The sequence below is a fragment of the Dickeya lacustris genome, from assembly GCF_029635795.1.
Lineage (GTDB): Bacteria > Pseudomonadota > Gammaproteobacteria > Enterobacterales > Enterobacteriaceae > Dickeya > Dickeya lacustris.
In genome coordinates this window covers 2,968,000-2,980,926 of sequence record NZ_CP114280.1, presented here as the reverse complement: position 1 = coordinate 2,980,926, position 12,927 = coordinate 2,968,000, and the positions used below count along the sequence as shown (strand labels likewise).

Here is a 12,927-nt window from a genome sequence, read left to right as displayed (position 1 = left end):
CTCTAGAGATCCCCCGGCAACAAGGGTGACGCCAGCCAGTCGCCATAGGCTCTGGCATGGTCTTGCAACACCCCGGGCGGTAAGCGCCGGGCCCAGTAAATCACCAGTGGCGAGAGCCAATTCATGTGGCACATGGCCGCCGTCATCTCAAACGGCCTTAAAACATCATCCATGGTGTAGCGATTAACACCAGAAGCATGATAGGCATCCTCCTGCTCTCCGGTGGTGACAACCGAACGCCAATACTTGCCCGTCAGCGCCGTACCGCCGACGCCATTGGCAAAGCCACGCGTCAGCACCCTGTCCATCCACTCTTTGAGCAGCGCCGGGCAACTGTAGGTGTAAAGCGGGTGCTGAAAGACGATCAGTTGATGTTCACGCAGCAACTGCTGCTCATGGTGAATATCGATAAAAAAATCGGGGTAATGTGCATAAAGATCGTGCACAGTGACATGCCCGCACTGGCGGGCGTAATGCAATAACAGCTTATTCGCAACCGAACTCTGTGATTCAGGATGGGCAAACAGCAGCAAAATCTTCGGTGGCTGCAACATCATTCCCCTCCAAGGCGTCGTCATTGTCGGTATTTTCGGCTACCATGCGGTGCAGTAATACGAGCAACAATTAATTAAGGCAGGACGTCAGCGTCCTGTTAGTTACTCAGTAATTTAACATATTTGAACATTTGGCGCGTTATGATTGTTTTCTCTTCACTGCAAATTCGACGCGGTACACGGGTACTGCTGGACAATGCCTCCGCCACGATTAACCCCGGCCAGAAAGTGGGCCTGGTGGGAAAAAATGGTTGTGGCAAATCAACCCTGTTGTCACTGCTGAAAGGGGAAATCAGCGCCGATGGCGGCAACATGACGTTTCCACAAAACTGGGCGCTGGCCTGGGTAAATCAGGAGACCCCCGCGCTGGCGCGCTCCGCGATTGACTATGTGATTGACGGCGATCGTGAGTTCCGGCAGTTGGAAGCCGGGCTTGAGGCGGCCAATGCGCACAATGATGGTCATGCCATCGCCACCTTGCACGGCAAGCTGGATGCGATACAAGCCTGGACAATCCAGTCTCGCGCCGCCAGCCTTCTCAACGGGCTCGGTTTTCAGCAAGAACAATTGCAACGTTCCGTCAGCGATTTCTCCGGCGGCTGGCGTATGCGCCTGAATCTGGCGCAGGCGCTGATTTGCCGCTCTGACTTGCTGCTGCTCGACGAACCGACCAACCACCTGGATTTGGATGCGGTTATCTGGCTGGAGAAATGGCTGAAAAACTACCCCGGCACACTGGTGCTTATCTCCCATGACCGCGACTTTCTTGACCCGATTGCCAATAAAATCCTGCATATTGAGCAGGAAACGCTGTTTGAGTACACCGGCAATTACACCTCGTTTGAGCAGCAACGTGCGACGCGGCTGGCCCAGCAGCAGGCGCTCTACGAGCACCAGCAAGAGCGCGTCACTCACCTGCAACACTACATCGACCGCTTTCGCGCCAAGGCCAGCAAAGCCAAGCAGGCGCAAAGCCGCATCAAGATGCTGGAGCGCATGGAGCTGATTGCGCCTGCGCATGTCGATAACCCGTTCCGCTTCAGTTTCCGGGTGCCAGAAGCATTGCCCAACCCGCTGTTGCGTATGGAAAAAGTCAGCGCTGGCTATGGCGACCGCCTGATCCTCGACTCCATCAAACTTAATCTGGTGCCGGGCTCGCGTATCGGTTTACTGGGTCACAACGGGGCCGGGAAATCGACGCTTATCAAACTGCTCGCCGGTGAAATCCAGCCCTTTAGCGGTGATATTGGCTTGGCCAAAGGCGTGCGCCTTGGTTATTTCGCCCAGCATCAACTGGAGTTTCTGCGCGCAGACGAATCACCGCTCCAGCACCTGACCCGCCTGGCCGACCGGGAAACCGAGCAGCAACTGCGTGATTATCTGGGCGGTTTCGGTTTTCGCGGCGATAAAGTCACCGAGCACACCGAGCGCTTTTCCGGTGGTGAAAAAGCGCGGCTGGTGCTGGCGCTCATCGTCTGGCAGCGCCCGAACCTGTTGCTGCTCGATGAACCGACCAACCACCTTGACCTCGATATGCGTCAGGCGCTAACCGAAGCATTGATTGATTTTGAAGGCGCGCTGGTGGTGGTGTCGCACGACAGGCACCTTATCCGTTCGACCACCGATGATCTCTATCTGGTACACGGCGGCAAAGTCGAGCCGTTTGACGGCGATCTGGAGGACTATCAGCAATGGCTGCTGGATGCGCAAAAGCAGGACAGCAGCGCCGAGAGCACGCCGAAAGAGAATGCCGCTAACAGCGCGCAATCGCGCAAAGAGCAAAAGCGCCGGGAGGCGGAGCTGCGCACGCTCACGCAACCATTGCGTAAGCAAATCAGCCAGCTTGAACAGCAAATGGAGAAACTGCAGGCCACGCTCAGTACGCTGGAAGAGCGCCTTTCGGATAGCGCCCTTTACGATGCCAGCCGTAAAAGCGAGCTAACCGACTGCCTGCAACAGCAAAGCAGCACCAAAACCGCACTGGAAGACGCGGAAATGGCGTGGCTGGACGCGCAAGAGCAGCTTGAGCAGTTCCTGCGTGAAGCGGAAAACCCGGCGTAAGGCATACACCGGCGTTAATCACGGCGCGGCCTGAAAGCCCGCCGTGCGTCACTCAAGGCTAGTGCCAGACCATCAACACGCAGGTGGCCGTCAGCACGCCCATCGCCAGATTGAATATTTTCCAGGCGCGCGGGCTTTGCAGCAGGCGGCCTATCAGCGCGCCAAACCCTAACCAGATAAACCCGGCCACCAGATTAACGCTGAACATCGCAATACTGATGGCAACCACCGAGCCGACATACCCTTCACCGGCGAGGCTAAAACCGGCGACGGCGCCCAGAGCCATTAACCAGGCCTTCGGGTTCAAAAACTGCAACAGCCCGCCCTGATAGAACGGCATTGGCCGTGAAGGTGCGCTGTCGGTATCAAGCCGTTCATAAGCGGCGGTGGCGATTTTCCATGACAGCCAGAGCAGGTAGAGGCTCCCTAGCACCTTTAAGGCCAGATGCAGCGTCGGGTAGAGCAGAGTCAGGCTGCCTAATCCCAGCGCCACCAGCAGCAACATGCTTTGCATACCCAGCATGATGCCTATCATCAGCGGCATCGATCGCCACAGACCAAAATTGGCCGCCGAGGCGGTAAGTAGCATATTATTAGGGCCCGGTGTAATTGCAGCGACCCACAAAAAACCGAGCATTGAGAGAAACAGGCTAACGTGCTCCATGAAACGGCAATCCCTTAACAGGTATGAATTTGGTATGAAACCATCAAGCTAGCAGCGCACCCTGGCACAGACAAGCTTTTCGCCCGGTCTCCCCCATGCAGGGGCACCGCTTCATCACGACACATAACGCATCATTCACCGTTTATGAACCGTATTTCACACCGTAATTCGCTGTTTCAGCCCCTGGCTGGGGTGAGCAACCCCCACTTGCAGACTATGCTGCCGCGCTTGCTGCGCCGCCGCCCGGTACTTCAGCCCCTCTGGCAGACGCTGACGCTGCCAGACGGCGATTTCGTTGAGCTGGCCTGGAGTGAAGACCCGCAAGCGGCGCGACACAAACCCCGCGTGGTGCTGTTTCATGGTCTTGAGGGCAGTTTTCACAGCCCTTACGCCCACGGCATGATGGCCGCCTGTCAGCAACGCGGCTGGCTGGCGGTGGTGATGCATTTTCGCGGCTGTGGCCGCCAGCCCAACCGTATGGCACGGGGCTATCACGCCGGGGAAACCGATGATGCCAGCTACTTCCTTGGCTGGCTCTCACACACCTTCGGCAGCGTGCCTACTGCGGCCATCGGCGTCTCTCTTGGCGGCAACATGCTGGCTTGCCTGTTGAGCCGACAGGATAGCGCTCACCGGCCTGACGTCGCGGCGATTATCTCCGCGCCGTTACAGCTCGAGCCGTGCAGCCGTCGGCTAGAGCGCGGATTCTCGCGCGTTTATCAGGGCTATTTGCTCAATTTGTTGCGCCGCAATGCCTTGCGTAAGCTTGCCGCCTACCCGAACTGCCTGCCGGTTTCCGCCGAGCGGCTGCGCAAAATACGTCATCTCAAAGAGTTCGACCAGCTCGTCACGGCACAGTTACACGGGTTTGCCGATGCCGATGATTACTACCGGCGCAGCAGCGCGCTGCCGCGACTGGCGCAGATTCGCCAGCCCTTGTTGGTGGTTCATGCCAAAGATGACCCATTCATGACCGCCGATGTCATTCCCGAACTGTCGCAATTGCCGGACAACATCCATTATTACCTGACCGAACACGGTGGCCATGTCGGTTTTGTCAGCGGCACCTGGCGTCAGCCACAATTATGGCTGGAGCAGTGCGTCCCCGACTGGCTGACGACCTATCTGGAACCCAACCGGAGCTAACACCATGATAATCCCCTGGCAGGAACTGGCGGCCCCCACGCTACAAAACCTGATTGAAGCCTTTGTGCTGCGCGAAGGCACCGATTACGGCGAGCATGAACGCTCGCTTGAGGAGAAAGTTGCCGCCGTCGAGCAGCAACTCCGTCAGGGCGAGGTAGTGCTGGTGTGGTCTGAACTGCATGAAACCGTCAATATCATGCCGCGCAACCAGCTTGGCCGCACTGAGCGCAACGCATGATGAGATGAATTGCGCCAAACGCAAATTGGCGTGGCGGCAAGCGGCAAATAGGCTAACAATGGCCGCAGACGCCTGACGGCCAGCAGGAATTCGGTTATAACGATCGGTTTATCACGATCTGGTTATCACGGCAGATAGGCGGGCCGAAGGAAACCCGTCTGGCGACAGCGGCTTTCCGATAGCGCCCGGCATCAGAACGTCCTCAATAATAACAACGCTTAATCACAACAACGGTTATCGCACCAGGATGGCCCGGTTTCGCAGCATCAATCAGCGGAGGTTTGCATGTCACATCAGCACCCGATTATCGCAGTCACCGGTTCCAGCGGCGCCGGAACCACCACCACCAGCCTGGCATTTCGCAAAATTTTCCAGCAACTTAACCTGCGCGCCGCGCTGGTAGACGGCGACAGTTATCACCGCTATACCCGACCGGAAATGGATATGGCTATCCGTAAAGCGCGCGATGTGGGTCGTCATATCAGTTATTTTGGGCCGGAAGCCAATGACTTTAGCCAACTGGAGCAGGCATTTATCGATTACGGTCGCACCGGCACCGGCCAGACCCGCAAATACCTGCACACCTATGATGAGGCCATTCCCTACCATCAGGTGCCGGGAACATTTACGCCCTGGGAGCCGATGCCGCAGCCGACCGACCTGCTGTTTTATGAGGGGCTGCATGGCGGCGTTGTTACCGCCCAGCATAACGTCGCACAGCACGTTGACCTGCTGGTGGGGGTGGTGCCTATCGTCAATCTGGAGTGGATACAAAAACTGGTGCGTGACATCAACGAGCGCGGCCATTCGCGCGAAGCGGTGATGGACTCGGTGGTGCGCTCAATGGAGGATTACATCACCTATATCACCCCGCAGTTTTCCCGCACCCATATCAACTTTCAGCGTGTCCCGACGGTTGACACCTCGAATCCGTTTGCCGCCAAAGCCATTCCCTCAATGGATGAAAGCTTTGTGGTGATTCATTTTCAGGGGCTGGACAACATGGATTACCCCTATCTGCTGGCGATGCTACAGGGGTCGTTTATTTCACACATCAATACGCTGGTGGTGCCGGGCGGCAAAATGGGGCTGGCGATGGAGCTGATTATGACACCGCTGGTGCGGCGACTGATTACGGGTAATGGCCTTGCCTGACACGGTGCGACGGCGATGAAGCCGCCGCGAGCCGGTGCGTTAACCCTGCGCTACCACTTCATGGCTGTGCGTTATCTGCACCGCTTTTTCCAGCATCAGCGCCACCGAGCAGTATTTTTCCGCTGACAGCGACACCGCGCGCTCAACGGCTTTTTCCGATAGCGCGTTGCCCGTGACGATAAAGTGCAGATTGATAGCGGTGAACAGGCGCGGCGCCTCTTCACGCCGCTCGGCGCTCAAACGCACTTCGCAATCCGTTACGTCATGGCGACCTTTTTGCAGTATGGAGACCACATCAATGGCGCTACAGCTGCCCGCTGCCATCAGCACCATTTCCATCGGGCTGGGCGCTTTATCGCCTGAATTGCCATCCATCAGCACCTGATGACCGGATGCGGACTCACCTAAAAACGTCAATCCCTCAACCCACTTCACCCGAGCCTGCATAATTTTGCCCTCAATCAACTATTTTTGAAATTTTGCACCGCTCATGTACAAAAAAGCCTGATAATCAGAGCTTAATCATGCTGAAGCGAGACAACACGAGACACTACACTCAACCTGTGTTACAAACGGAGGACGTAAACCCGTGTGTGTCGGGCTGCTGCCTGACTGCCATCGGTTTACCGGCGTCATTGATAGACCGTCTCCGTATCATCCCTGACGTCATTCCGCCAGGACGGAATTTGAATTATAACTATGTTATCACGCCGTACAGGGAACTCTGAGCCCTGTGATTTGCGCAGTGAATTACAACAGAGGATAACAGCGAATGGTTCTCGGCAAACCGCAAACAGACCCGACTCTCGAATGGTTCCTTTCTCATTGTCACATTCACAAGTACCCATCGAAGAGCACTCTGATCCATCAGGGTGAAAAAGCAGAGACGCTTTACTACATCGTAAAAGGCTCGGTTGCCGTGCTGATTAAGGATGAAGAAGGCAAGGAAATGATTCTGTCTTATCTGAATCAGGGCGATTTTATCGGCGAGCTTGGCTTGTTTGAAGATGGGCAGGAGCGCAGTGCATGGGTTCGGGCAAAAACTGCCTGTGAAGTCGCTGAAATTTCCTACAAAAAATTCCGCCAGCTTATCCAGGTTAACCCGGATATTCTGATGCGCCTCTCCTCGCAGATGGCCCGTCGCCTGCAAGTCACCTCGCAGAAAGTCGGCAATCTGGCATTTTTGGATGTCACAGGGCGTATCGCACAGACCTTACTGAATCTGGCCAAACAACCGGATGCCATGACCCACCCGGATGGTATGCAGATCAAGATTACCCGTCAGGAGATAGGCCAGATAGTCGGCTGTTCCCGTGAAACTGTCGGTCGTATCCTGAAAATGCTGGAAGACCAGAATCTTATCTCCGCTCACGGTAAAACCATCGTGGTTTACGGCACGCGCTGATCGGGCGTCAGCCCGTTTTCCATCTGAACGGGTTTTTTAATATCAGCAAGGGCGGCCAATGGCCGCCCTGCTTATTTTGCGTATCGGTGAGTGTCGCGGGCGACGCGTTACGACCAGTATTTATTGATCTCGGTGCGCAGAGCCTCAGCCGTCGCTTTACCGCTCTCAGACGCCAGCGCACGGCCAGCAATAAAGGTCTTGGCGCTAATCCCCTCAAACAGATGAATATCCTGCGGCACAATACCGCCGGTAATTGACAGCTCCAGCCCCAACTCAGACAGCGCGCGCATCCGGCCAAGATCGTCATGCGTCCAGTTGACCCCGGCGAGCTCGGCATCGCGCGAGCGGTGATAAATCGCCTGCGTAATGCCCATATCGACCCACTGACGGGCATCATCAAGGTTCCAGTTGCCATACAGTTCAATCTGGATTTCCCCGCCAAACTCATCGGCCACTTTTTTGCAGGCCGCAATAGTGGCAACGTGCGCCGCCGCTGAAACGGTTATCCAGTTCGCCCCGGCAGAGAATGCCATGCGTGCCAAAATAGCGCCGCCATCGGTGGTTTTCATATCACACACAATAATGTGTTTGGGGTGGCGCTCACGCAGCGTGCGCACCGCCGTCATGCCTTCAGCAAAGGCCAGAATGGTGCCTACCTCAATGACTTCAACAAACCCGCTGACGCGGTCAGCAATCTCAATCGCTGTTGCCAGGTCAGTCGAGTCCAGGGCGATTTGCAGCATAGGTTTAGTCATAACTGATTCCTCTCCAAGAGTGAAAATAGTGAAATCACCGGATTGCGAGCGAGCGCGGCCCGTGGCCTGATGCCACTATTTATTTCAATGGTTCTCAATACACTATTTCAGGTCGCTGGCGCAGACCGTCGATGAATAAAAGCAATAAGGTTTAAACGTAATAAAGCTTAAAAATAATAAAGCCTGGAAATAAATATTGTTTAAAAATAACTACTGTTTAAAAATAACCACCGGTTAAAAATAAATAAGCTTTAACGCTGGCCGTAATAAGCATTCGCGCCATGTTTTCTGAAATAGTGTTTATCAGAAAGCGCCTGATCGATATGAATCGTCGGATTAAGCAAGCGGGTAGACAGCGCCATCGCCGCCACCTCTTCGAGCACCAGCGCATTGTGTACTGCATCCATCGCGTTTTTCCCCCAGCAGAAGGGCGCATGCCCGGTTATCACCGCACCCGGTACGGCCAGCGGGTCGAGATCCCGGCGCTGAAACTCTTCGACAATCACCGCGCCGGTGTTTTTCTCATACTCACAGGCAATTTCCTGCTCGCTCAACGCGCGGGTGCAGGGAATATCGCCATAGAAATAGTCGGCATGGGTGGTGCCCAGCGCCGGGATGTCCAGCCCCGCCTGTGCCCAGATAGTGCCGTGGCGTGAATGGGTATGCACAATACCGCCGATACCGCTAAACGCCTGGTACAACGCCAGATGGGTGGCCGTATCGCTGGAAGGGTTAAGGTGCCCTTCCACCACACGCCCGTCCATGTCTACCACCACGATATCGTCCAGCGTCATCTGCTCATACGAGACGCCCGACGGTTTGATGGCGATAACCCCAAGCGAGCGATCAATCTGCGAAACATTGCCCCAGGTCAACGTCACCAGGCCGTGCCGGGGAAGCAACAGGTTGGCTTGCAGTACGATAGCCTTCAATTGCTGGTACATCATGATTCTCTCCTGCGCCCCTGACACGGAGCGCCTTATTACGGCTCAGGCAGGCTGTGCCAGCGCCTTATCAATTACGCTAAAGACCTCTTCGCGGCTGGTGCATACCCGCAATTTATCAAGGTTTATCCCGGTGTCGCTGTTCTCGTCTTCCAACACCTGGGTCACTTCCATCAACCCTTCCATGTGTTCATCCGAGGTGCTGCCCGCCAGCGTCACCAGCACATCCACCGGTTCATCTTCACCGTCAAATTTCACCGGCGTGGTCAATGTCACCAGCGCAAAGGCGGTGCGATTCACGCCGTTTTCCGGCCGGGCGTGCGGCATGGCGAATTGCGGCGCAATCACGATATACGGGCCCATTTTCTCGATACTGCTGATAATCGCCTCGTGATAACGCGGCTCAACAGCGCCGGACGCAATCAACATATCCGTACCCAGTTTGATGGCATCACGCCAGTCAGCGGCGCTGGCATTAAGCAATACGGAGTTATTGTCGATTAACGATTGTTTGAATTTCATGTCCTTCTCCTTAGGCCTTCCTGACGCAGCAAGGAAGGCACGCGTGATTAACCGGCAAAGTTTTTCTTGATAAGGCCTAGCAACTCATCACCGAAAGAATTTGGGTTGAGCATGTTCTGCACGCCCAGTACAAACTTGCCGTCACCGGGGCTCATTTCACCCGCCAGATGCTTCGAGGAAACGATAATGTCGGTGGTTGGCAGTTTGGTCTTGTAATCTGCCACAGCGCAGGAATCCATGATGTGCGGCACTCCCCGTTGTTCAAGGAACTTGCCTATCTTCATTTTCATCATCATCGAAGAACCCTGGCCGTTACCGCATACTGCCAGAATACGCACCACCCGAGCGTTCGCATTCGCAGCGCTCACCGGCTGGGTATCCGCATCGCGGCTGGGCATATTATCGTGGCCCGCTGTAGCTTCGCTGGCCACCGGCTGCGCCGAATCTTCCTCTGCGCGCAGCGTGCGTGATGCGAAGTACATGTAGACCAGCGCACCGGCCAGCAGTAACACAAAGAACAGCGAAGAGAACGACAGCCCCTGCATGATGGCCGGGAACACCAGCGCCCAGTCCGCCATCCCCATCCAGCCATTAAAACTGGCGCCGTTCTGGGCAAACAGGTGAATCGCCCAGGCGGAGCCCAGCACCTCAATAATCCCCATCACAAAGCAGATTTTCATCACCGCGCGCCAGCCGCCAAAGTGGTTGGCGAACACGCCGATGGTGGCATTGGAGAAGAACATCGGAATAAAACCGGGGATTATCATGATGGAGGAGTGGCACAGTAACAGGCCAAGTACGGCAAGGAACTGGCCCAGCGTCCCCCAGATAAAACCGAACACCATTGCATTCGGCGAATAGGCGTAGATAGCCGCGCAGTCAATCGCCAGCACCGCATTGGGGATCACGCGTTCGGAAATGCCTTTAAACGCTTCGGAAAGTTCGGCCACAAACATACGCACGCCCGCAACAATCACCTGAATGGCGACGGCAAAACGCAGGCCCGTTTCCACAATGTAGATAGTCCAGTGCGTCGAACCGGCCATTTTCTGTAGGTTATCCAGGCCAAAAGAGAGCAGGATGATGCCGAAAAACAGCGTCATCACGATGGCGGTCGCCGTGATGCTGTCATGAAAAATGTGTAACCACTTGGGCAGGTCGAGCTTATCGACACTCTCTTCTTTATCGCCCAGTTTGGGAGCCAGTTTGGTTGCAATCCAGGAAGCGACCTGTTGCTGGTGGCCAATTGAGAACCCCGCCCCACCCGTTACCGCCTCTGTCGGCTTAAACATAATGTTGGACGAAATCCCCCAGTACAGCGCCATGATAACCGCAGAATAGAGGATGGTTTCCCACATCGACGCGCCCATCACCACATAAAACACCGCCACCAGCCCGACCTGCTGAAACATGATGTGGCCGGTCAACATGATGGTACGAATACCGGTCAGACGCCGGAAAACCACCAGCAGGATGTTCAGGCCCAGCGCCAGCAAAACCGCGTAACCGACCCAGGAGTAGCGACTGCCCATGGTTTCCATGGTCGCCATCATGGTGGTGTAAGGGTCGATGACCGAGCCAGTAAAGATGATGATATTCTGAAATTTTATCGATAACGGGTTTAAAACCCGCGACCAGCGTGGTTGAGCCCACCTGTACCAGCATAAAACCCACAATCGTCTTGACCGTGCCTTTAATGACGGTGGTGCCATCACGCCTGAGTAGCAGATAACCAATACATGTCACCAACCCCAATAGCAGCGGGGCTTTGGTCATCACCTGGTTGTAGAAAATATAAAAAATGCTGTAGAGGGTTTCCATAACGTTGCTCCGTCCAACATAAGGACAATTACACTGCTATTGGATTGCTATTGGAGTGGCGGAGTGCATCACCACCCGTATAAATATGGGTTTTCTTGCATTCATTCTTGCTTGCATTCATGTGGTTGGCGTTGGACAGCATTGGCCATTACCTTAATAAACTCACGACATAATCATATTTCATCAAAAAATGATTTTTTGTGATGAATGTCGTGAGGCATAAAATCTCTTAAAAACCCCAAAATGATCGACAATCGTTCTCGATTGAGAATGATTTTCTCTGGCATTTAATGCAAACGATCCAGCCACGAAGACACAAAAAATCATTAAAATTAATAAAAACATAAAGATAAAAAATCACTCCCGATAGAGCCAACAGCAAATCATCGCCTGCATCACAAAACAATCATTGCAATCATTGATAATCAAAAATGACGCTGATATAGTCATTAAAAATCAAAAGCAATCATAGGCGTGCCGCAATGTGCGCCCTGTCATGTCCGATGATCCGCTGCCGGGTTCCCAGATATGTCTACCGGGTTTCCCCATCGCAGTGCGCCATCCAAACCAGAAAGGTATGTCCGATGAGCAAGATTGATGAAATCACCCGTGAGTCCTGGATCCTGAGCACGTTCCCGGAATGGGGCACCTGGTTAAACGAAGAGATTGAACAGGAAGAGGTCAAGGCAGAGACCTTCGCCATGTGGTGGCTGGGTTGCACCGGCATTTGGCTGAAGTCGGCAGGCAATACCAATATCTCCATCGATTTCTGGTGTGGCACCGGCAAAAAAACCCACGCCAACCCGTACATGAATAAACAACACCAGATGATGCGTATGGGCGGGGTGCGCAAGCTACAACCCAACCTGAGAACCTCGCCGTTTGTGCTCGACCCGTTCGGTATCAAACAGATAGACGCCGTGCTGGCGACCCACGACCATGCCGATCACATTGATGTGAACGTGGCGGCTGCCGTGCTGAAGAACTGCGGCTCACACGTAAAATTTATCGGCCCGAAAGCCTGTGTCGAGCTCTGGCAACGCTGGGGAGTGCCCGCCGAGCGCTGCGTTATCGCCCGTGTCGGCGATGAGATCCCGGTTGGCGATATCGTCATTCAGGTACTGGATGCGTTCGATCGCACCGCGCTGGTCACGCTGCCTGCTGGCGTCTCCTCCACCGACAAAAGTATCCTCGATGGCATGGACGACCGTGCGGTCAACTATCTGGTGAAAACCTCCGGCGGCAATCTCTACCACTCCGGTGATTCGCACTATTCCAACTACTACGCCAAACACGGCAACGACTACCAGATTGATGTCGCGCTGCTCTCTTATGGCGAGAACCCACGCGGTGTCACTGACAAAATGACCGCGTCTGACATTTTGCGCGCCGGTGAGTCACTCAATACTCAGGTGGTTATCCCGTTCCATCATGATATTTGGGCTAACTTCCAGAGCGACCCGCGTGAAATCGAAGTGCTGTGGAACATGAAAAAGGATCGCCTCGGCTACCAGTTCCGCCCGTTCTTCTGGCAGGTCGGCGGTAAATACACCTTCCCGACCGATAAAAACACACTGCACTACCAGCACCCGCGTGGCTTCGACGATATCTTCATCGATGAGCCCGAACTGCCCTACAAATCGTTCCTGTAAAGCCACGGTT

Annotated in this window: 12 protein-coding genes and 1 pseudogene; 6 read left to right on the top strand and 7 right to left on the bottom strand. The window is 54.7% G+C overall.

Going from position 1 to position 12,927, the window contains the following annotated elements:
• Positions 1-2: 2 nt before the first annotated feature.
• Positions 3-554 (bottom strand): glutathione-regulated potassium-efflux system ancillary protein KefG, encoded by a 552-nt coding sequence (gene kefG / locus O1Q98_RS13485; RefSeq protein ID WP_164513045.1) that lies wholly within the window; start codon positions 552-554, stop codon positions 3-5.
• A gap of 141 nt (positions 555-695) precedes the next feature.
• Here kefG and O1Q98_RS13480 point away from each other — a divergent pair, with 141 nt between their 5' ends.
• Positions 696-2,615 (top strand): ABC transporter ATP-binding protein, encoded by a 1,920-nt coding sequence (locus tag O1Q98_RS13480; RefSeq protein WP_125260865.1) that lies wholly within the window; start codon positions 696-698, stop codon positions 2,613-2,615.
• Between the two features lie 58 nt (positions 2,616-2,673).
• Here the strand turns inward: O1Q98_RS13480 and O1Q98_RS13475 are convergent, their stop codons facing one another.
• Entirely contained in the window at positions 2,674-3,279 is a 606-nt protein-coding gene (locus tag O1Q98_RS13475; protein ID WP_125260866.1) for a LysE family translocator, read from the bottom strand.
• A gap of 144 nt (positions 3,280-3,423) precedes the next feature.
• On the opposite strand from O1Q98_RS13475, the gene O1Q98_RS13470 reads away from it, so the two are divergent.
• From O1Q98_RS13470 to O1Q98_RS13460, 3 genes are all read left to right on the top strand, one after another.
• Positions 3,424-4,425, top strand: a complete 1,002-nt coding sequence (locus O1Q98_RS13470; protein ID WP_125260867.1) for a hydrolase — start codon at positions 3,424-3,426, stop codon at positions 4,423-4,425.
• A gap of 4 nt (positions 4,426-4,429) precedes the next feature.
• Positions 4,430-4,663: a YheU family protein gene (locus tag O1Q98_RS13465; RefSeq protein ID WP_125260868.1), complete on the top strand. Its 234-nt coding sequence runs from the start codon at positions 4,430-4,432 to the stop codon at positions 4,661-4,663.
• Positions 4,664-4,948: 285 nt separating this feature from the next.
• Positions 4,949-5,818 carry a phosphoribulokinase gene (locus O1Q98_RS13460; protein ID WP_125260869.1) on the top strand — a complete coding sequence of 290 codons (870 nt, stop codon included), beginning with the start codon at positions 4,949-4,951 and terminating at the stop codon, positions 5,816-5,818.
• Between the two features lie 39 nt (positions 5,819-5,857).
• Here the strand turns inward: O1Q98_RS13460 and O1Q98_RS13455 are convergent, their stop codons facing one another.
• Entirely contained in the window at positions 5,858-6,265 is a 408-nt protein-coding gene (locus tag O1Q98_RS13455; protein WP_125260870.1) for an OsmC family protein, read from the bottom strand.
• A gap of 325 nt (positions 6,266-6,590) precedes the next feature.
• On the opposite strand from O1Q98_RS13455, the gene crp reads away from it, so the two are divergent.
• On the top strand, positions 6,591-7,223 hold the full coding sequence (gene crp, locus O1Q98_RS13450) for a cAMP-activated global transcriptional regulator CRP (RefSeq protein ID WP_012768072.1): 633 nt from the start codon (positions 6,591-6,593) through the stop codon (positions 7,221-7,223).
• Between the two features lie 107 nt (positions 7,224-7,330).
• Here the strand turns inward: crp and O1Q98_RS13445 are convergent, their stop codons facing one another.
• The 4 genes and pseudogenes from O1Q98_RS13445 to O1Q98_RS13430 form a co-directional block, all read right to left on the bottom strand.
• Positions 7,331-7,978 carry a 3-keto-L-gulonate-6-phosphate decarboxylase UlaD gene (locus tag O1Q98_RS13445; RefSeq protein ID WP_125260871.1) on the bottom strand — a complete coding sequence of 216 codons (648 nt, stop codon included), beginning with the start codon at positions 7,976-7,978 and terminating at the stop codon, positions 7,331-7,333.
• 251 nt (positions 7,979-8,229) lie between these two features.
• The gene (locus tag O1Q98_RS13440) at positions 8,230-8,922 is read right to left on the bottom strand and encodes an L-ribulose-5-phosphate 4-epimerase (protein WP_125261000.1); all 693 of its coding nucleotides are present in this window, start codon (positions 8,920-8,922) and stop codon (positions 8,230-8,232) included.
• Between the two features lie 45 nt (positions 8,923-8,967).
• The gene (locus O1Q98_RS13435) at positions 8,968-9,444 is read right to left on the bottom strand and encodes a PTS sugar transporter subunit IIA (RefSeq protein WP_125260872.1); all 477 of its coding nucleotides are present in this window, start codon (positions 9,442-9,444) and stop codon (positions 8,968-8,970) included.
• A gap of 47 nt (positions 9,445-9,491) precedes the next feature.
• Positions 9,492-11,265 (bottom strand): annotated as a pseudogene (locus O1Q98_RS13430) (PTS ascorbate-specific subunit IIBC).
• A 584-nt stretch (positions 11,266-11,849) separates the two neighbouring features.
• Here O1Q98_RS13430 and ulaG point away from each other — a divergent pair.
• On the top strand, positions 11,850-12,917 hold the full coding sequence (gene ulaG / locus O1Q98_RS13425) for an L-ascorbate 6-phosphate lactonase (protein ID WP_125260874.1): 1,068 nt from the start codon (positions 11,850-11,852) through the stop codon (positions 12,915-12,917).
• The last annotated feature ends 10 nt before the right edge of the window (positions 12,918-12,927 follow it).

What these genes read in the sequence shown, in the direction of transcription:
- kefG (WP_164513045.1), bottom strand. Translation starts at nt 554, where the DNA reads ATGTTGCAGCCACCGAAGATTTTGCTGCTGTTTGCCCATCCTGAATCA.
- O1Q98_RS13480 (WP_125260865.1), top strand. Translation starts at nt 696, where the DNA reads ATGATTGTTTTCTCTTCACTGCAAATTCGACGCGGTACACGGGTACTG.
- O1Q98_RS13475 (WP_125260866.1), bottom strand. Translation starts at nt 3,279, where the DNA reads ATGGAGCACGTTAGCCTGTTTCTCTCAATGCTCGGTTTTTTGTGGGTC.
- O1Q98_RS13470 (WP_125260867.1), top strand. Translation starts at nt 3,424, where the DNA reads ATGAACCGTATTTCACACCGTAATTCGCTGTTTCAGCCCCTGGCTGGG.
- O1Q98_RS13465 (WP_125260868.1), top strand. Translation starts at nt 4,430, where the DNA reads ATGATAATCCCCTGGCAGGAACTGGCGGCCCCCACGCTACAAAACCTG.
- O1Q98_RS13460 (WP_125260869.1), top strand. Translation starts at nt 4,949, where the DNA reads ATGTCACATCAGCACCCGATTATCGCAGTCACCGGTTCCAGCGGCGCC.
- O1Q98_RS13455 (WP_125260870.1), bottom strand. Translation starts at nt 6,265, where the DNA reads ATGCAGGCTCGGGTGAAGTGGGTTGAGGGATTGACGTTTTTAGGTGAG.
- crp (WP_012768072.1), top strand. Translation starts at nt 6,591, where the DNA reads ATGGTTCTCGGCAAACCGCAAACAGACCCGACTCTCGAATGGTTCCTT.
- O1Q98_RS13445 (WP_125260871.1), bottom strand. Translation starts at nt 7,978, where the DNA reads ATGACTAAACCTATGCTGCAAATCGCCCTGGACTCGACTGACCTGGCA.
- O1Q98_RS13440 (WP_125261000.1), bottom strand. Translation starts at nt 8,922, where the DNA reads ATGTACCAGCAATTGAAGGCTATCGTACTGCAAGCCAACCTGTTGCTT.
- O1Q98_RS13435 (WP_125260872.1), bottom strand. Translation starts at nt 9,444, where the DNA reads ATGAAATTCAAACAATCGTTAATCGACAATAACTCCGTATTGCTTAAT.
- ulaG (WP_125260874.1), top strand. Translation starts at nt 11,850, where the DNA reads ATGAGCAAGATTGATGAAATCACCCGTGAGTCCTGGATCCTGAGCACG.